At 65.9% G+C, this 17,468-nt stretch carries 17 protein-coding genes; 10 read left to right on the forward strand and 7 right to left on the reverse strand.

Annotated features, from left to right (window positions below; translation table 11 throughout):
- Positions 1-379 precede the first annotated feature (379 nt).
- Together FYC77_RS06965 and FYC77_RS06970 are read left to right on the forward strand one after the other, a co-directional pair.
- Positions 380-1,621, forward strand: coding sequence for an MBL fold metallo-hydrolase (locus FYC77_RS06965; RefSeq protein ID WP_149080781.1), 1,242 nt, complete (start codon positions 380-382; stop codon positions 1,619-1,621).
- Between the two features lie 218 nt (positions 1,622-1,839).
- Positions 1,840-2,262 (forward strand): nucleoside 2-deoxyribosyltransferase, encoded by a 423-nt coding sequence (locus tag FYC77_RS06970; protein ID WP_149080782.1) that lies wholly within the window; start codon positions 1,840-1,842, stop codon positions 2,260-2,262.
- A gap of 58 nt (positions 2,263-2,320) precedes the next feature.
- Here the strand turns inward: FYC77_RS06970 and FYC77_RS06975 are convergent, their stop codons facing one another.
- Together FYC77_RS06975 and FYC77_RS06980 are read right to left on the reverse strand one after the other, a co-directional pair.
- Positions 2,321-2,980, reverse strand: coding sequence for a helix-turn-helix domain-containing protein (locus FYC77_RS06975; protein ID WP_149080783.1), 660 nt, complete (start codon positions 2,978-2,980; stop codon positions 2,321-2,323).
- A 72-nt stretch (positions 2,981-3,052) separates the two neighbouring features.
- Positions 3,053-5,020, reverse strand: a complete 1,968-nt coding sequence (locus FYC77_RS06980; RefSeq protein WP_149080784.1) for a molybdopterin biosynthesis protein — start codon at positions 5,018-5,020, stop codon at positions 3,053-3,055.
- A gap of 115 nt (positions 5,021-5,135) precedes the next feature.
- Here FYC77_RS06980 and FYC77_RS06985 point away from each other — a divergent pair, with 115 nt between their 5' ends.
- Positions 5,136-5,654 (forward strand): Tfx family DNA-binding protein, encoded by a 519-nt coding sequence (locus FYC77_RS06985; RefSeq protein WP_149080785.1) that lies wholly within the window; start codon positions 5,136-5,138, stop codon positions 5,652-5,654.
- A 73-nt stretch (positions 5,655-5,727) separates the two neighbouring features.
- Here the strand turns inward: FYC77_RS06985 and FYC77_RS06990 are convergent, their stop codons facing one another.
- Positions 5,728-6,972 carry a PQQ-binding-like beta-propeller repeat protein gene (locus tag FYC77_RS06990; protein ID WP_149080786.1) on the reverse strand — a complete coding sequence of 415 codons (1,245 nt, stop codon included), beginning with the start codon at positions 6,970-6,972 and terminating at the stop codon, positions 5,728-5,730.
- 262 nt (positions 6,973-7,234) lie between these two features.
- On the opposite strand from FYC77_RS06990, the gene FYC77_RS06995 reads away from it, so the two are divergent.
- Positions 7,235-8,239, forward strand: a complete 1,005-nt coding sequence (locus FYC77_RS06995) for a hypothetical protein (protein ID WP_149080787.1) — start codon at positions 7,235-7,237, stop codon at positions 8,237-8,239.
- Here FYC77_RS06995 and FYC77_RS07000 read toward each other — a convergent pair.
- Positions 8,236-9,138 (reverse strand): HesA/MoeB/ThiF family protein, encoded by a 903-nt coding sequence (locus tag FYC77_RS07000; RefSeq protein WP_149080788.1) that lies wholly within the window; start codon positions 9,136-9,138, stop codon positions 8,236-8,238. The genes FYC77_RS06995 and FYC77_RS07000 overlap by 4 nt on opposite strands.
- A 165-nt stretch (positions 9,139-9,303) precedes the next feature.
- On the opposite strand from FYC77_RS07000, the gene FYC77_RS07005 reads away from it, so the two are divergent.
- From FYC77_RS07005 to FYC77_RS07015, 4 genes are all read left to right on the forward strand, one after another.
- The gene (locus tag FYC77_RS07005; protein WP_149080789.1) at positions 9,304-9,486 is read left to right on the forward strand and encodes an HVO_0416 family zinc finger protein; all 183 of its coding nucleotides are present in this window, start codon (positions 9,304-9,306) and stop codon (positions 9,484-9,486) included.
- Between the two features lie 99 nt (positions 9,487-9,585).
- Positions 9,586-9,744, forward strand: coding sequence for a DUF7563 family protein (locus FYC77_RS20380; RefSeq protein WP_200840305.1), 159 nt, complete (start codon positions 9,586-9,588; stop codon positions 9,742-9,744).
- A gap of 73 nt (positions 9,745-9,817) precedes the next feature.
- Positions 9,818-11,686 (forward strand): UvrD-helicase domain-containing protein, encoded by a 1,869-nt coding sequence (locus FYC77_RS07010; RefSeq protein ID WP_149080790.1) that lies wholly within the window; start codon positions 9,818-9,820, stop codon positions 11,684-11,686.
- Positions 11,683-12,840 (forward strand): M24 family metallopeptidase, encoded by a 1,158-nt coding sequence (locus FYC77_RS07015; protein ID WP_149080791.1) that lies wholly within the window; start codon positions 11,683-11,685, stop codon positions 12,838-12,840. Before FYC77_RS07010 ends, FYC77_RS07015 begins: the two co-directional genes overlap by 4 nt.
- Before the next feature lie 215 nt (positions 12,841-13,055).
- On the opposite strand, the gene FYC77_RS07020 is transcribed toward FYC77_RS07015, so the two are convergent.
- Positions 13,056-13,298: a DUF7533 family protein gene (locus tag FYC77_RS07020; protein ID WP_149080792.1), complete on the reverse strand. Its 243-nt coding sequence runs from the start codon at positions 13,296-13,298 to the stop codon at positions 13,056-13,058.
- Between the two features lie 139 nt (positions 13,299-13,437).
- Between FYC77_RS07020 and FYC77_RS07025 the strand changes: the two genes are divergently transcribed.
- On the forward strand, positions 13,438-14,085 hold the full coding sequence (locus FYC77_RS07025) for a riboflavin synthase (RefSeq protein ID WP_149080793.1): 648 nt from the start codon (positions 13,438-13,440) through the stop codon (positions 14,083-14,085).
- A 45-nt stretch (positions 14,086-14,130) separates the two neighbouring features.
- Here FYC77_RS07025 and FYC77_RS07030 read toward each other — a convergent pair whose 3' ends face one another.
- Together FYC77_RS07030 and dpsA are read right to left on the reverse strand one after the other, a co-directional pair.
- Entirely contained in the window at positions 14,131-15,561 is a 1,431-nt protein-coding gene (locus tag FYC77_RS07030; protein WP_149080794.1) for an MFS transporter, read from the reverse strand.
- A gap of 159 nt (positions 15,562-15,720) precedes the next feature.
- Positions 15,721-16,266, reverse strand: coding sequence for a DNA starvation/stationary phase protection protein DpsA (gene dpsA / locus FYC77_RS07035; RefSeq protein WP_149080826.1), 546 nt, complete (start codon positions 16,264-16,266; stop codon positions 15,721-15,723).
- Positions 16,267-16,510: 244 nt separating this feature from the next.
- On the opposite strand from dpsA, the gene FYC77_RS07040 reads away from it, so the two are divergent.
- The gene (locus FYC77_RS07040; RefSeq protein WP_149080795.1) at positions 16,511-17,467 is read left to right on the forward strand and encodes a succinylglutamate desuccinylase/aspartoacylase family protein; all 957 of its coding nucleotides are present in this window, start codon (positions 16,511-16,513) and stop codon (positions 17,465-17,467) included.
- Position 17,468: the final 1 nt, after the last annotated feature.

Here is a 17,468-nt window from a genome sequence, read left to right on the forward strand (position 1 = left end):
CGTGTTCGACTTCCCGAAAGACGCCGACGATCAGTACGCACGGACCGTGATGAGTCGTCACCGGCCGATCGCGAAACGACGGGCGAGCGGAACGGCTCGGTCGGATGGAACCCGGACGGAACGGACCCCAGCCTCGGGGAGTGTCAGTTCCAACTGATAGGGATGATCGTCGCAGTTCGGAGCGTCGGAACAGGGGACCAAGCGCCGTGGACGAGTCGAGGACCACGAAACACGCGGTCGGCGACGATAATCCCTTGAACGATCGAGACGAAACGATCACCGATAAACCGACCGTGATCCACGACACTCGTTGGCCACCTCCACCTTCGACGCCAGTCGATCGACGTTGTCAAACGGCACCAACGACTACCCTGTCACGATGGATATTCGGTTTCTCGGCGGCGCTCGAGAGATCGGTCGGAGTGCGATCGTCGTCGACGACCGGCTGTTGCTCGATTTCGGGATGGACTCGGGCAACCCACCGTCGTTTCCGATCGACGACGTCGATCCCGAGGCGGTGGTGGTGAGCCACGGCCACCTGGATCACGTTGGCTCGATCCCCTCGTTGCTGTCCGGCGAGGCCCGCCCGCCGGTTCACTGGACGCCGCCGACGCGCGATCTCACGATGCTGCTGGCTCGAGACACGCTGAAACTCCACGGCGGGACCTACGACTGTCCGTTCACGGAGGCCGAACTCGCCCGGCTGACCCAGGTTTCGGAGATCCACGGCTACCGCGAGTCCTTCGAGGCCGCGGGCTACGAGATCACGTTCTTCGACGCCGGCCACGTCCCCGGGAGCGCCCACGTCCTGATCGACGACGGCGACACCCGCCTGCTCTACACCGGCGACTTTCACACCGAAGACCAGCGTCTGCTGTCGGGCACGACGGCCAGACCCGACGCCGACGTCGTGATCTGTGAGAGCACGTACGCCGACACGACGCGCGAGCCCCGTCCGGAGATCGAACGCGCGTTCGTCGACCTGCTCGAGCGAACGATCTGGGAGGGCGGCACCGTCGTCGTCCCCGCGTTCGCGATCGGACGCACCCAAGAGGTGCTGTGCATCTGCGAACGCCACGACCTCGAGTGCTACGTCGACGGGATGGGAACCCGCGTCGCGAAACTCCTCCTGCGCGAGGAAAACCGGGAGTTCCTGCGTGATTCCGACCTCCTCCGGCGTGCGAAGGGCAACGCCCGGTTCGTCGACGGCCGCGACGGCCAAAGAGAGCGGATCGCCGAACAGAACACCGTCATCGTCACCACGAGCGGGATGCTCCACGGCGGACCCGCGATGACGTACGTTCCCGCGGTTCGGGACCACCCGGCGAATACGATCGCGATGACCGGTTACCAGGTCGAGGGAACGCCCGGCCGGGACCTCCTCGAGACCGGGAGCGCCGAGATCGACGGCCGGATGATGCGCGTCAGTGCCCGCGTCGAACAGTTCGACTTCTCCGCGCACGCGGACAGCGAGGGACTGCGCTCGTTCCTCGAGTCCTACCGCGAGTCGACAGTGCTGGTCAACCACGGCGACCGTTGTGAGACGTTCGCCGACGAACTCCGTGTGGAGGGGTACGACGCGAGCGCGCCCGAACTCGGGGAGCGACTCGAGCTCGGTTGACCCCTCGAGGGCCGCTGACGTGGGTTCGAGGTCGGCTGACGACGGCTCGAGGTCTGCGACTAACTCGAGGTCGGCTGACGACGGCTCGAGGCAAGTGACCGACTCGAGGCCGACCGATAGTCACCGTCGATAGCCGTCGCCAGGACCGCCGTCGATAGCCCCCCGTCGGTCGCCGCCGTTCGAAATACTGATACTGGACTGGCATCTCGAGGGCAACCATGAATATCTTCTTCAGCGGCTCGATCCGCGGCGGTCGAGACGACCGCGACCTGTACGTCGACCTCATCGAGCACCTTGAGGACCACGGCACCGTCCTCACCGAACACGTCGGGACCGAGAACGTCGAGGAGATGGAAGCGGAGGCGGGGCTCACCGACGACGAGATCCACGACCAAGACGTCGAGTGGCTCCAGCAAGCCGATATCGTCGTCGCCGAAGTGACCACGCCCAGCCTCGGCGTCGGCTACGAACTCGGCCGCGTGGTCGCCTGGGAGAAACCGGTACTCTGTCTGTACCGTCCCGGCGCGGCACACGAACTGTCGGCGATGATCCGTGGAAACGACGCAGTCGAGGTCCTCGAGTACCGCGACCTCGAGACGGCGACCTCGAGAATCGATACCTTTGCCCGGAAACACAGCTGAGTTCTCCACCCGATTCCGGCGATCCCGTTCTCGCGTGCAAAATCTCTGCTCCCTGCCCTCACTCCGCCGTCGACCGCTCGCCGGTCGGCTGGAGTTCCTCGTCGACCAGCGTCTCGTAAGCCCGCCTGAATCGTTCGGAGAGCGCCTGATGGGAGATACCGAGTTCGGCCGCGAGTTCCTCCATGGAGATGCGCCGGGGGATCTCGAAGTAGCCGTACTCGAGGGCGGCCTCGAGGGCCTCCCGCTGTTCCGGCGTCAGCCGGGTCTCGGGTTCGGCCGTCTCACTCACGTCGGTCACCCGGCGGAGGTCGGCGTTGATGTCGCGCTCGACCAGTCGGTCGTAGGCGTTACACAGCGCATCCCGGTCCGGAAACCGGATCCGTACCTGCCACCAGCCGTCGGTCGCCCACGCCTCGAGCAAGGAGCCGCCGTCGGCGAGAAGTGGGTCACAGAGGCGATCGATTCCGGACCCATTCGTGAAACTCACGTCGAACAGTAGCCGGGAGCGCGTCTCGACGAGGAGGTCGTATCCGTCTACGGAGGGATCCGCGTCGAACGCCGACTCGACCCGCTCGTGGTCGACCCCCGAAACCCAGAGGCAGGGCCGGGTCTTCGACACTGACGACTCGAGTTCGAACGTCGCATCTGGCGCGTGCTCGAACGCAGTCTCGAGCGTCGTGTCCGGGACTGGGAACCGGAGCTCGGCTATCGTCGACATCACGCTCCGTACATCGTGGGGACGTAAAAATCGCTGTTCACGACACGTTGAGAGTCTCTACTGCGTATAATTTCACTCGAGGCCGGCGCTCTCGATCGCCTCCTGGAGGTCGGAGACGCCGGCTTTCGCCGTCCGATCCGGGTTCGCGAGGACGCGAATCCGTTGCTCGCCGAGCGGGACGAACTCGAGATCTAGCCGGTCGGCCGTGTCGGCGAGTCCGAGACCGGCGTCGGCGTCGCCGGAGATAACCTTTCGTGCGGGGCTCTCGTGGGCGCGCAGTCCGAGGTCGAAGCCATCGATCGCGTCGGCGAGCTCCCGTTGGCTCGCCTCGCGGTCGTCGGCCAGGTCCTCGAGCGCCCGCTCGACGCTCATCCGGAGGCCGGAGTCGACCGTCCGGTTGATGAATCGGAGATCACTATCGATCAAGTCGGCCAGCCCTTCGATTTCCTCGGGGTTGCCGGGCCGGACGACCAGTCCCCACTCGCGGTGCCAGCCGCCGATCGCTTCGGCGTCGACTTCGCGGTCGAGCGGTCCGGCGACGACGGCGATGTCGGGGACGCCCTCGCGGAGCTGCCGGAGGGCGGGCCGGCTCCCGACCGAGAGATATCGCGGGCGCTCGAGTCGGTCGAGCAGTTGGTTCAACGTCGGATCGTCCTCGCCCACGCCGAGCAGCGTCGGCGGCCGGACGTCCGGCGAGAAGAGTTGGACGTCGACGGCTTCGCCCGCCTCGAGGTAGTCGGTGTCGGCGTCGACCGAAACGACGCCGTCGGCCTCGGCGAGGCTGGTCGTCGCGCCGCTTCCCTTGTCGACGGGGTAGACCAGGAGATCGGTTTCCTGGTCCACCCCGGGACTCCCTCCGCCGTCACCACTCACGGGAGCGACTTCGTCGGGTCCGGTTTCGACCAGCCCGACGGGCATCAGGCGGAGTCGTCCCTCCCCGTAGCGTTCCCGGCGAGCCAGCCGTCCCGTGACGGTTGCGGATTCAGGTTCCGGAAGCCCGGCGGCCTCGCGGATTGCGGGCGCGACGAACGTCCGAAAGACCATCATCGCGGAGACGGGGTAGCCGGGGAGACCGACGTACGCCGAGTCGGCCAGCCGACCGACGAGCATCGGCTTTCCCGGCTTGACGGCGACGCCGTGGACCAGCAGTTCGCCCTCCTCCTCGATCACCCGGTAGATGACGTCGACGGCGCTCGCACTCGTCGATCCCGAGGAGAGCACCAGATCGCACTCGTCGGCGGCCTCGCGGAGGACGCGTTCCATCTCCTCGCGGTCGTCGCCCGCGTGGGGGTAGAGCACCGCCTCGCCGCCGGCGTCCTCGACACCCGCGGCGATCGTGTAGCTGTTGACGTCGTAGATCTCGCCGCGGTCGCTCGCCGGATCGTCGCCCGGCCGAACGAGTTCGTCGCCCGTCGAGACGATCCCGACTCGAGGCCGGGCCCGGACCGGCACCTCGTCGATCCCGAGCGCCGACAGCAATCCGATATCGCGGGGCGTAACCTGTGTCCTGGGGCCGAGCGCTCGTTCGCCTGCCGCGACGTCCGCGCCGGCGAACATCACGTTGTCGCCGGGGGCGACGGCGGTCCGAATCAGCACTGCTTCGCCGTCCGTCTCGTCGGTTCGTCCCCCCGTATCCACTTCGTCGGTTCGCTCTACCGCGCCCGCGTCGTCGGTTTGCTCCACCGGGACCATCGCGTCCGCACCCGAGGGCATCACCGCTCCCGTCGAGATTTCGACGGCCTCTCCCTCCGCGACCGCCACGTCGGGTTTCTCACCGGCGTGGACCTCGCCGACGACCTCGAGGCGTGCGGGGTCGGCCTCGTCCGCGCCGAACGTCTCTCGGGCCCGAAGGGCGTAGCCGTCCAGGCTGGCCCGGTCGAAGCCAGGAACGTCGAGTTCGGCGTCGAGCCGTGCGACGAGCACCCGGCTGCGGGCCTCCTCGAGCGGGACGCGGTCGATCCCGCCCTCGAGCGACAGCGATTCGATCGCCTCGTGGGCCGCCTCGGGTGAGACGAGGTCGCGAAACTCCTTTCGATCCATACCTGCCCTTCGGGTGGCGACGCTAAAAACGTCGGTCGTCGCCGTCCCATATTCGATCCGGCGATCGAGGATCGGTTCGCCGAACCGCTACACTCACTTACGGCCGGACGCATAGTTGACATATGCTTTCGCGAACCCGACCCGGTCGGATCGGCACGCGCCGGAGGCGGTCGCCGTGATCGACGAGACGGAGGAACTCCTCACGGAGATCGGTTTCGACGCCGAGACGAGCATACTGACCCGCAGACAGGCGCAGGTACTCGCGTTACGCGAGCGCGGCATCTCCCAGGCAGACATCGCCGACGAACTCGGGACCTCCCGGGCGAACGTCTCCTCGGTCGAGTCGAGCGCTCGCGAGAACGTCGAGAAGGCCCGCGAGACGGTCGCGTTCGCCGAAGCGCTCCGGGCACCCGTCCGCGTCCGCGTCCCAGAGGGGACGGACCTCTACGACGTTCCCGAACTCGTCTACGAGGCCTGTGACGAAGCCGGCGTCAAGGTCGATTACACGGCCCCGGATCTGATGAAGGTCGTCAGCGACGCCGCCGGCTCGGCTGTCTCCGGTCGACAGATCACGACGCCGTTGATCGTCGGCGTCACGTCCGATGGGATGGTCCGCGTTCGACACAGGGAGTGATCGGCGTTCTCGAGGCCGGGTTCCACACAGACACCGGCTTCGCGCACAGTCACGGCTCTCGGTCAGGACGCGATCATCCGCCGAGTGCGGTGACGTCGCCGCCGTGTGACGCCACGTAGACGACACCATCGGAAACGACAGGGGGTGTCTGGGTCCCCCCGAAGACCATGTCGTCGATCACGCGCTCGTCGAACTCGTACGTCCACCGTCTCTGGCCGTCCTCGCCGAGACATATCGCAGTCGAGTGATCGGTGACGACGACCACATCCCCGACGACCGAGGGCGCGTTCACCCGCGACCGGCCGTCGAGCGACCACGCCTCCGTTCCGTCGGTGTCGAGTGCCACCAGGCCGTCCGCCGTGGGTACGTAGAGGCGTTCGTCGGTCGCTGCGATCGACTCGTGGACGTCGTCCCCGACGGACGCGATCCACTGCGTCTCCCCGTCCGCTGGCTCGAGTGCGTACACCGTCCCGCCTCTCGAGCCGACGTAGACGATGTCGTCGACGACCGTCGGCGCGCCCCACACGCGGCCGTCGGTTTCGACCCGCCAGCGCTCCTCGCCGGTGGCAGCCTCGAGCGCGTACGCGGCGTGTTCGCTGCCGCCGCCGACGTAGGCGGTTCCGTCGGCGACCGCGGGCGTCGTCGCGTACTGGCCAACCCGAACGCGCCAGCGTTCGGAGCCGTCCGTCGCGTCGAGGGCGACGACGGCTTCGCTGTTCAGGGAGCCGCCGACGTAGACGACGCCGTCGGCCAGCGTCGGCGCGGAGGAGACGTCGACGTCCGTGATCGCTCGCCACCGCAGGCTCCCGTCCTCGAGGTCGACCGCCGCGACCCCGCGGTCGGTGTCGGGTCCGCCGTTCCAGGCCGCTACGTACGCGGTGTCCGACGTTACCGCCGGCGGCGCGTCGTGACTGTGGCCGACGTCGGCTTCCCACCGTTTCGATCCGTCGTCGGCGTCGAGGGCGACCAGGTCGCCGGCGGTGACGAGCACCTGCCCGTCGGCGACCGAGAGTCCGCCCTCAGTCGGGGATAGCCGCGTCTGCCACTGGACGGTGTCATCGGCCGGAGCGGGGCCGTCTGCGGTACCCGCGTTCGCCGCGGTGTACTGGAACTGCGTCGTCGCGGTCGTGTCCTCGGGCGGGCCCGCACTGTCGTCTCCGCCGGAATCGTCGCGAGTTCTGCCCGAATCGTCGTCACTGGCACCGTCGTCCGATTCGCCGGCGTCACTCGAGGGGGCGTCGCGCCGGCAGAGACACCCCATCAGGGTCGCCGGGAGCGTCACCGCTGTCGTCGAGAGGAACGTTCGTCTGGAGGGCACGTTCGTCGAACACTGGACTCGGCGTACACTTTTATTTACGGATCAGCCCGACTCCGTCGGTGCCGGGAAGCCGTCACGCCGAACCGACGACCGAGGCGAACAGATCGGTGTCGAGACCGGAGCGGGGTATCGCAGTGTCGAGACCGGGGAGCGGGTATCGCAGTGTCAAGACCGTGGCAAAGGTATCGACATCAAATACGATCGGGCGGCTGGCTGGTCGCGAATCGTAACTCTCTCGACCCCCCTCGAGCGACTGTGGCGTGTGTACGGCCCAGTCCAGATCGCGGGATACGCCGCCCTGGTGGTGACGCCCGTGGCGTTGGTTCTCAGCGCGCTTGCCGGGCTTCCGGAGGTGCAGGTCGGGACGGTCGGCGTCCAGGCGGGAATCGTCCTCGTCGGTGGCGTCGCCGCCGTCCTCGAGCGACGACGCGCGTTCGGTGGCTCGTCCGTCGACGCGTCGGGACTCGAGGAGACGGGGTTCGACGAGACGGACGCGATCGACGCGCTCGCGGTCGTCGTGGGTGCGGTCGTCACCTTCCTCGCGAGCGTCTCCCTCGGTCTGGGACCGGTGGTCGCCTCCGCGCTGGTCGGGGTGCTCGCCGGGGTGTTCGTCCCGCGAGTCGCCGTTCCTGCCTACTGTGGCTCGTTCGTCGGCATGGCCTCGCCGTCGGCGTTTCCGTCACTCGAGTACGTGGCGGCTGCGGGCGTGATTTCCGGGATTGCGTACGTGGCCACGACGGAGTCGTTCGACGGCGTCGGCGGAAAACTCGGCACGATCGCGCTCTGTGGCTGTCTGGCCACGGTCGTACTCACGGGCCTCGAGTACGGAACGCCGACTGCGCCCCAGTGGGGAATCGCCGCGGTGGTCGTGGCGGTCGCGGTCGTCGCCGCGGTCGCGACGCTACTCGCAAGCGTTCGACTCGAACTCGGGGCGGTGGTCGCCTCCGGCCTGGTGGGTGTTGTCGCCGGCGTCGCGTTTCCCGCCGCAGGAATCGGCGTATCCGCCCTCGCTCCGGAGACGGCGTCGACGCTCGCGGCGGTCGCGTTCTGTGCCTCGTTCGTCGGCATGTCGAGCGTCGATCGGCTGTCGACGGCGGGCGTCGCGGGGGCCGGCGGGCTCTCCGGGTTGGTCTTTCTCGCGGTCACGCCGGCGGTCACCGGCGCGGGCGGAAAACTCGGAACGATCGCGTTCGTCTCCTGTCTCGCCGTTCTCGGCGCGCTCGAGCTGTCTCGAGTGGCGGATCCGCGACGAAACGGCTCGACCTAGTCGGCCGAAATTTCGCAGGTACCCTCGTAGGCGACGTCCTCGACCGACTCGATCTCCGGGTCCTCGCCACAGACCGGACAGGCCGGATTCGATCGGTACTCGACCGTCTCGAAGCTCATCTCCATCGCGTCGTACATGAGGAGTCGCCCCTCGAGGAGTTCGCCTTTCCCGAGGAGGTACTTGACGACCTCGGTGGCCTGGATGCAGCCGACGGTGCCCGGGAGGACACCGAGGACGCCAGTGGTCGCACAGTCGGGGACGGTGCCGGGTTCGGGCGCTTCGGGAAAGAGACACCGGTAACATGGCGATTCGTTCGGCTCGCTGTCTCCGTTGCCGGAACGCCCGCTGCTGTCGGCCCCGTCGTCACTCCCGTCGCCGTCCGCACTCGAGCGGTCGTTGGCAAACGTCGTGATCTGGCCCTCGAAACGATAGATCGCGCCGTGAGAGAGCGGCGTCTCCGTGAGGACGCAGTGGTCGTTGAGCAGGTACCGCGTGGCGAAGTTGTCGCTGGCGTCGAGGACGACGTCGTAGTCGTCGACGAGGCCGGCGACGTTCGCCGTCGTGAGCCGCGTCTCGTGGGGTTCGACGTCGACGTCGGGATTGAGCGCTGTAACGTAGTCGGCCGCGCTCTCGACTTTCGGCCGGCCGACGTCGGCGTCACCGTGGACGATCTGGCGCTGAAGGTTCGATCGCTCGACGACGTCGTCGTCGACGATCCCCAGTCGCCCGATGCCGGCGGCCGCGAGATACTGGATCGCGGGCGATCCGAGCCCACCAGCGCCGACGACCAGCACGCTCCCCTCGAGCAGGCGTTTTTGTCCCTCGGGGCCGATCTCGTCCATGATGACGTGTCTCGAGTACCGATCGAGTTGGGTCGCATCGAGGCGTAGGTCGCTCATATGCCGACCTTGGGCCGAGAGGGAGAAAAGACCGCGGGTCGGTTCGTCTGGTGAGGGGACGACAGGGAACTCCTGGCTCCCAAATCCATGTCAGCTTCTCACACGATTCCGGCAGCGTTTCGGTCGACCCAACGATTTAATACCGTGGTGTGCGATACCATGACTATGGCATCCTCACCCAACGGTGCCGGCGACGTGTTTGACCAGTACCTTACCGACCGCGGTCACGCTGTCGAACGAGTAGGGTGGGACCAGGAGTATAACAAGAAACAGTGTCCGGAGTGTGGCGGACTCCACGATACCTCCGCGACCACGTGTACCGTCTGTGGGTGGGAGCCGACACGGTAACTCAGACGGTCATCGGTTCGTCTTCTGACGTGTTTTTCATCGCCACTGTTCGGTACAATTATTATAGAGCACCAATCACTGTCCCAACGAAGAAGGACAATGCCGAAATGCCAGAACTGCGGCGCGTTCGTGACGGACGCTTACGCCCGCGTGTTTACCCCCCGCAACGTTGACGACCCCCGCGTCTGTCCGGAGTGCGAGGACAAGATCCGTGACGGCGCCGACGTCCGATCCGCCCGCTCACCGCGGAATCCGTAACTATTGTTCGCCGGCAATCGGTATCAACGAAAACCCACGTCACTTATAGGTATCGCGCCCTTGAACAGCTACAATGGCTACTACGGAGACGAAGGTGACCCGGCTGTTCGGTGGTCCGGGAAGCGGGAAGACGACCGCGCTTCTCGACCACGTCGAAGAGATCTTAGAGCAGGACGATGTCACGTTCCGGGACATCCTCGTCGTTTCGTACACGCGAGCCGCGGCACAGGAAGTTCGTGAGCGACTGGCCGAGCGACTCGACGAGAGCCCGCGAGCGTTGCAGGGCAACGTCTGTACGATGCACGCGAAGGCGTACGATCTGCTGGATCTCTCTCGAAGCGACGTCATCGGCGAATCCGACAAGGAGGAGTTCTGCGAGGAGTACGGCCTCGAGTTCGAAGACGAGTACAGCGGCGCCGGCCGCCGAACCGCCCGGTCGACGACGATCGGGAACAAGATCATCGCGACGAGCCAGTGGCTCCAGCGGACCCGCCGGGAGGTCTCCGATTGGCACGACGTTCCGTTCCAGTGGGACGTCGAGGAGGTCCGCCTCCCACCCGAGATCGACCCCAACGCCCAGGAGGGCAACAAGTACACGCCGACCTGGCCCGCCGCCGACGACCGGATCGACGTCCCCGAAGCGATCCGTGCCTGGCGCACCTACAAGGGCGAACAGGGCAAGATCGGCTTCGCCGATATGTTAGAGCGAGTCAAACAGCGTTCGCTCGTTCCGAACGTCGACTACCTCGTGATCGACGAGTTCCAGGACATCACTACCCTCCAGTACGACGTCTACGAGGAGTGGAAACCCCACGTCGAACAGGTTCTAATCGCCGGCGACGACGACCAGGTCGTCTACTCCTGGCAGGGCGCCGATCCAGCACTCTTGCTCGAGGAGGAGGTCGACGACGACGTCATCCTGCCGAACTCCTACCGATTGCCGTCGAACGTCCTGAACGCGGTCAACCAGGAGATTCGCCACATCGACAAGCGCCAGGACAAGGACCTCAACCCCCGCAAGGAAGGCGGCGCGGTCGAGGCCCGCCGGAACGCGTCGATGCTCGACGTCGTTCGGATGGTTCGGCGGACGCTGGTCGACGGCGACAGCACCATCATGGTGTTGTTCCGTGCCCGGTACCAGATGTTCCAGTTCATCGACGAGTTCATCACCGAAGGAATGCCGTTTACCTCGCTGACCGACCAGCGGCTGTGGACCGACCGGCTCACCCAGTACGTCCGTGCGGTCGAAGCGATCGATGCCGGCGAGGACGTCACCGGACTCCAGGCTCGTCGACTTGCCGACATGCTCCAGGAGTCGGCGTTCGGGAGCAACGAGCGCGACGACCTCTTCGACGAGATCGACGAACGCCAGGAAGACACCGGGATCGACGACCTCCAGGAACTGCTGATTCCGGGCGAGGTCATCGAAGATCACGCGCCGTTTATGCCCGGCCCGGCTTCGGCGGCCGACATGGTCCGGAAGGTTACTAACTTCCAGAAGAAGAGCATCCGTTCGTACTTCGCGATCGGCGAGTATCAGGGAATGGATACCGACCGAATCCGCGTCGGCACCATCCACTCCGCGAAGGGGCGCGAGGCCGACCACGTCATCGTCGGCACCGACCTCACCGAGAAGGTCGTCGAACAGATGGTCGCAACGGTCGACGATCCCGAGGACGTCCCCGGCTGCGAGGAGTTCACCAAGACCACCTCGCCCGTTCCCGTCCTCACCGACAACGAACGTCGCGTCTTCTACGTCGGCATGTCTCGAGCCCGCGAACGACTCGTCCTCCTCGAGAACTTAGTCGACGGCGCGCCGACGCTCCCGATCGACGTCCTCTTGCACAACCGCCTCATCGAGACGCCCCTCGAGGAGCTGATCGAGCGGGCCCAGGAGCCGGAGTCGACGACGGCCGACGAGATCGAAGCCGAAGCGACGTGACCGACGGAGCCGACCGCGCCGGGAGTCGACGACTCACTCCCGATGCCCTCGGTGGGACGTTACTGTCCGAACTCGACTCCCGGGAAGCAACGGCGTTCGTCCACGTCGGCCCCGTATGTGATCCCGACCTCGCGTACTGTCGGATCGCCGACTCGGGATTCGAAGCCGACGGAAGCACCGCCGAGACCCGACAGACGGCGATCGCCTTCGACGGTGAGCGGTGGGACCGCGAGTCGGCCACCTCGTCGTCTCACCCGGCGAAACGACTCGCCGAGACCCTCGCGGATCGATTCGCGGACGGAACGATCCTGACCCCCGCACGGATCCCGCACGACGCCGCGCTATTTCTCGAGAACCGGGGCTTCGCGCTCGCCTCGACGGACGTGGTCGCACGCGCTCGAGCGACGAAGACGCCATCCGAACGCGAGCGGATCGTGAGCGCCCAGCGGGCCGCAGGCGACGGGATTCGACGGGCGGCGGCGATCCTCGCGGACGCCGTCGTCGAGGATGGGCGACTCCTCGTCGACGGAACGGCGACGACGGTCGATCGACTTCGTCGCGAGATCGACGAAGCGATCGTCGCCGCCGGTGCGTTTCCGGCGGGCAACACGAGCGTCGACGTCGGATCGACCGACACCACGGATCGCCGATCCAACGAGCCGACGGCGGCCCGATCCGACGAACCGACGACGGTCCGACCCGGCGAACCGATCGTGGTGTCGGTTGCCCCTCGTGGCCCGACAGGCTATCACGGCGGAGTCGTCCGAACGTTCGTCGTCGCCAGCGAGGGCGGGCGGGAACGCCGCGCTCACGTCGCCGTCACGCAAGCGCTTCGCTCGAGTCGAGCGATGCTGACGGCCGATTCGGCCTCCGTAACAGCTGTCGAGGCCGACCTCGAGGCCGAGATCCGCGCGTTCGGCGAGGACGGCGCGATCGAGACGCGGGTGTCGGGCGTCGGACTCGAGCCCCGCGAACGACCGTCGGCCGGCGATGAGACGGTCGACGTCGGGAGCGTCGTTCGACTCGATGCGGCCGCCCAACTGGCCGACGGGGCGTGGGTTCGGGTGGCGGACCTGCTCGCGAAGACCGAAAACGGAGTGGACTACCTCGCCGCGCCGTCGCGGTCGCTCGAGCCGAGAAACGTCTTCGAGTGATCGTCAGACCAACACGCCGAAGACGGCCGCGAGCAGCCCAATGGTCACCCGCTCGTGGTTCCTGTCGAATAGGATACACCGCTTGAGCCGGTTCACGAGAGGAGCCACGGACAAAAAGGACGGCGGTCGTTCCAGCGGACTGGCGGCCCGGTCAGTCGGTCGTTACTCGACGGATCGGGTCAGTCGGCACTCGAGAGAGTGCGCCGACGAGTCGATCACTCCTCGTCGTCGGAGTCGGTCGTTACCGCGTCCGTGATCCGCTTTGCAGCGCCACCTTTCACGTCGGTCGGTGACGAAAGTCGTTGCTGGGCGACGACGAGTGCGACCGCGAGCCCGACCAAGACCGAGCCGGTGAGCATCTCGCCGCGAACCAGCAGAAACTCGAGACCGGCGAGGGCGGCGGGGATCGCGAGGACCAGCGAGCCGGCCAATTTGATCGTATCGATGATACCTGCCATCGGATTCCGATAGCGCGGGCGGGTGCAAAAGCGCGGCGGCTCCCCGCCATCAGCCGTGAGCCACGCGCGAGCCCCATAACGAAAACGTGATGCGTACCTTTTTCGGAACGTCTTTATTCCTCGGCTGTGACCACCGCGTATGTTCACGGGAATCGTCGAGGAGACGGGCGAAATCCTCGACCGGACGCGGACCGAGGACGGCCTTCGACTGCGGATCGGTGCCGACGACGTCGCGATGGGTCTCGAGCACGGACAGAGCATCAGCGTCAGCGGCGCCTGCCTTACCGTCGAACGTTCCGAGGAGGGGGAGTGGTTCGAGGTCTTCCTCGCGAGCGAGACGGTCGACCGGACCTACCTCGGCGAACTCGAGGCGGGCGAGGCAGTCAACCTCGAGCGGGCGATGCCGGCCGAGGGGCGCTTCGACGGGCACGTCGTCCAGGGTCACGTCGACGCGGTGGCGACCGTCTCGGACGTCGAGTCCGTGGGTGAGGATTGGTTCTTCGAGTTCGAACTCCCCGAGGGATACGAGCGCTACGTCGTCGAGAAGGGGTCGATCACCTTAGACGGCATCAGTCTCACCGTCGCGGCCCTCGAGAGCGGGGCGGCTTCGACGCCGCGAACCGAAGGCGGTGAAACCGCCGCAGCTGGACGCGTCACCGTCGCGATCATCCCCACCACGTACGAGTTGACGACGCTCTCTGCGAAAGAACCCGGCGACCCCATCCACCTCGAGGTCGACGTGCTCGCGAAGTACGTCGAACGGCTGCTCGAGGGCCACCTCGAGTAACCGAGACGCTCGAGGCCGACTCGAGTTCGGAAAAGCGGGTATCGTCTACGTGCCGTTTTGCTTCGCATACGCCTCGAACTCCTCGCCGAACAGCAGGAAGTAGGCGGTGCCGACCAGCCCGATCACCGTCGCGATGGAAAAGGCGAGGACCGGTGATCCCTCGAGGATCACGTCACCGGTCAGCGGGTTCGAAACGCCCGCCCAGATCAGCCCGCCGACCGCGGCGCTTGGGATGACGATCAGGTTTCGCACGAGGTAGTACGAACCGGTCACTCGGCCTCCGGCACCCATCTCGGCTGGCCCGACGATCAGCGCCTTGTGGGCGGGCAAGCCGGCGAATCGAAGGCCGGAGAACGCAAAGAGCACGGCGAGGGCGAGGGCGCTCGCCGGCGCGGTGATGAGCAGGATCGGAAAGATCGCGTAGACGGCAAAGCCGAGGGCGACGACGGGTTTGAGGCCGACGCGCTCGGCGACGTTCGCCGCCGGCACCATCACCAGCAAGGCGACGAGCATCTCGAGGCCGAGCAGGAGTCCGAAGTACGCCTGCGGCGACAGCGAGTCGCCCGCGACCGGAATCGAGAACGGCAACTCGAGGCCGACGCCGAGAAACTGCGTGACGACGAGGACGAAGAAGATGTAGACCATGCCGTTGGCAAAGCGCACCAGGGTGTCCGCGACCAACAACGGACGCAGTTCCTCGGGCATCTCCCGCAGATCTCGACGAATCCGGGCGATCCCCTCGAACTGCTTGCCGAAGCTATCGCCACTCGAGTCGTAGAGGACGTGCTGGGCGACGGTGCCGACCACGCCGAAGACGATGGCGACGCCGAGGATCCACTGGAACGCGGTGATTATCTCGGCGGCGACCGCGTCGCTCAACCCGACGTCGGCCGCCTCCGCCGGGACGTCGATCGGGAGGAAGAAGGCGGCGGCGATCAGCGGGCCGATCAGAAACGCCAGCCGGCGAAAACTCTCGGTGCTGGCAAAGCCCGCGGCGAGTCTCGAGGGTGGGACCGCCTGTTTGACGATCGCGTAGGTCGCGCCGAGGCCGAACGATTTCCAGGCCTGCGAGAAGATCAGGCCGACGAAGATCAGAACGATCGCGAGCGAGATGGGACCGATCGTGACGTCGGAAACGAGCGGAGCGGCGAGCCAGACGCCGAACCCGAGGGTCGAACAGAGCCCGAAGACGGTCAGGGCGTACCGCGAGCCGATGCGATCCGAGATCGCTCCGCCGGGATAGGGGTAGACGGCAGCGATGATGTTCCCGAACGTTCCGAACAGCCCGATGACGAACGCGCCCGCACCCAGCGCCACCATGTACTCCGGAATGTATCGGTTGGTCATCTGAAAGCCAAGGCTAAACGCGAACATCGCCAACGAGAGCACGATGACGTCGCGCTCGAGCGCGAAGAACTGTCGGTAGGCGTCGAACGGATCAGGCTCCTCATCCGGGGCGTCCTCCTCGATGCTCATGCGGGTAGCTGACCGCTCGGGGACATTATTCTTCGCGTTCGATACGTTCGACATTTCGTCGAACGAGCCGGACTGATTCAGACGGTCTCCTGTGCGTCAGTACCGCCGCGTCCAGGACCTTCGCTTCGGGTGTGGCGGTACACAGGGCCAGCAGTCCTCTCAGTGCGTCGCCTCGTCGAGGACGAGGGTGTCGTCCTCGAGGTAGTGTTCGATGTGGTGGGCGTGTTCTTCGATCGTCTCGAGCTGTTCACGGAGCATCTCGCTGGTCGCGTAGTCACCGAGGTTGTCGGCGAGTTCGATGTGCTCGCGGTAGCTCTCGATGATGTTGCCCATCATCTCGAGGTCGTTCGAGAGCGAGGTTCGAACGTCGTAGACGTCCTCGTCCTCGGGTTCGACGGTCGCGTTCTCGGCGAGCGTCGTCATGCTCGCGTGTGGGACACCGCCCAGCGCCTGGAGCCGTTCGGCGAGGTCGTCCGCGGCGTCCTCGACGTCCTCGTAGACCTCCTGGAGAAAGACGTGAAGCTCGAGGAACTCCGCACCCTCGACGTTCCAGTGGTGTTTGTGTAGCTGGTGATAGAGGACGTACGCGTCCGCGAGGTCCGTGTTCAGCGCGTCGACAATCTGTTCGGCCTTTCCGGGCTCGAGTCTGAGTGCGTTCTCTTCGACCGTCCCCGCTTCCTGTCTGACTGTTTTCTGTGTGTTCATCACGGTCTCCACTTGGACGTCCATCGTCTTAAAACCCATCAAAATACCAATATTTCGCATCACCTGAAACTCGGACGGGCGTCGGAACGAATCGGACGGATCGGAACAGGTACGACAATGTATCTCCCATCCATTATGTACTATCTCTTATGTTTCTTGTCGCATCCAGTACTGCGGGTTCGATCGGTAAACGTCTGCGACGACAAAGGACAGTATAAAGACCGGCCGGTCCGTCGTGGGTGACATGACGACGCTCGGAACGGCGAGCGCGGAACCCGGTGAGATCGATACGGGCCGTCTCGAGGTCGGCGAGACCAGGGACGGAAGCTCGTTCGGTCTGCCCGTCGCCGTAATCAACGGCGCCGAGCCCGGAAAGACGCTGTACATGCAGGCGGCGAGCGACGGCGACGAATTAAACGGCGTCGGCGTCATCAGTCGGGTCGTTCCCCGGCTCGATCCCGCCGAACTCTCCGGGACGATCCTGATCGTCGGGATCGTCAACTATCACGCGTTCCAGGTCGCCGAACACCGAAATCCGATCGACGATACGAAGATGAACCGTGCCTACCCCGGCAACGAGAACGGCACCTCGAGCGAACGGATCGCCGCGGCGACGTTCGACGTCGGGACTCGTGCGGACCTGATCCTCGATCTCCACCAGGGCTCGACCAGCCGGATGATCGACGAGGTTCGGGTCAGGTGCGGGAAACGACACCGCCTCTACGAGGACTGTCTCGAACTCGCGAAGGCCTTCGACTGCGGCTACGTCCTCGACCAGAAAGGCCCCGACGGACAGCTTGCACGCGCGGCCCCGGACGAAGGCGTGCCGACGGTCGATCCCGAACTCGGTGGCTGTGTCGGCTGGGACGAAGAGAGCATCCGCAAGGGCGTCGACGGCGTGTTCAACGTTCTCACGCACTACGGTTTTCTCGATGGCACCCTCGAGTTGACCCGCCAGACGCGGGCCAACAGCTTCGAACAGTACGGCGCACCCGGTGGCGGACTCGTCCGGTTGACGAAGGATCTCGGCGACCGGGTCAGCCGCGACGAGGTGCTGTTCGAGTTGACGACCCCGTTTGGCGAACCGAAAGACAGCGTCACCGCCGATACCGACGGAATCCTGTGGCGGACGCGTAGACTCCCACAGGTCGCAAGCGGCGAGTACGTCTGCTCGGTTGGTACCGACGTCGACTCCTACTGAG

The sequence above is a fragment of the Natrialba swarupiae genome, from assembly GCF_008245225.1.
GTDB classification, from domain to species: domain Archaea; phylum Halobacteriota; class Halobacteria; order Halobacteriales; family Natrialbaceae; genus Natrarchaeobius; species Natrarchaeobius swarupiae.

Excerpts from the sequence above, each read along its gene's own strand:
- FYC77_RS06965 (WP_149080781.1), top strand. The coding sequence starts at position 380 with ATGGATATTCGGTTTCTCGGCGGCGCTCGAGAGATCGGTCGGAGTGCG.
- FYC77_RS06970 (WP_149080782.1), top strand. The coding sequence starts at position 1,840 with ATGAATATCTTCTTCAGCGGCTCGATCCGCGGCGGTCGAGACGACCGC.
- FYC77_RS06975 (WP_149080783.1), bottom strand. The coding sequence starts at position 2,980 with ATGTCGACGATAGCCGAGCTCCGGTTCCCAGTCCCGGACACGACGCTC.
- FYC77_RS06980 (WP_149080784.1), bottom strand. The coding sequence starts at position 5,020 with ATGGATCGAAAGGAGTTTCGCGACCTCGTCTCACCCGAGGCGGCCCAC.
- FYC77_RS07000 (WP_149080788.1), bottom strand. The coding sequence starts at position 9,138 with ATGAGCGACCTACGCCTCGATGCGACCCAACTCGATCGGTACTCGAGA.
- FYC77_RS07005 (WP_149080789.1), top strand. The coding sequence starts at position 9,304 with ATGGCATCCTCACCCAACGGTGCCGGCGACGTGTTTGACCAGTACCTT.
- FYC77_RS20380 (WP_200840305.1), top strand. The coding sequence starts at position 9,586 with ATGCCGAAATGCCAGAACTGCGGCGCGTTCGTGACGGACGCTTACGCC.
- FYC77_RS07010 (WP_149080790.1), top strand. The coding sequence starts at position 9,818 with ATGGCTACTACGGAGACGAAGGTGACCCGGCTGTTCGGTGGTCCGGGA.
- FYC77_RS07020 (WP_149080792.1), bottom strand. The coding sequence starts at position 13,298 with ATGGCAGGTATCATCGATACGATCAAATTGGCCGGCTCGCTGGTCCTC.
- FYC77_RS07025 (WP_149080793.1), top strand. The coding sequence starts at position 13,438 with ATGTTCACGGGAATCGTCGAGGAGACGGGCGAAATCCTCGACCGGACG.
- FYC77_RS07030 (WP_149080794.1), bottom strand. The coding sequence starts at position 15,561 with ATGAGCATCGAGGAGGACGCCCCGGATGAGGAGCCTGATCCGTTCGAC.
- dpsA (WP_149080826.1), bottom strand. The coding sequence starts at position 16,266 with ATGAACACACAGAAAACAGTCAGACAGGAAGCGGGGACGGTCGAAGAG.
- FYC77_RS07040 (WP_149080795.1), top strand. The coding sequence starts at position 16,511 with ATGACGACGCTCGGAACGGCGAGCGCGGAACCCGGTGAGATCGATACG.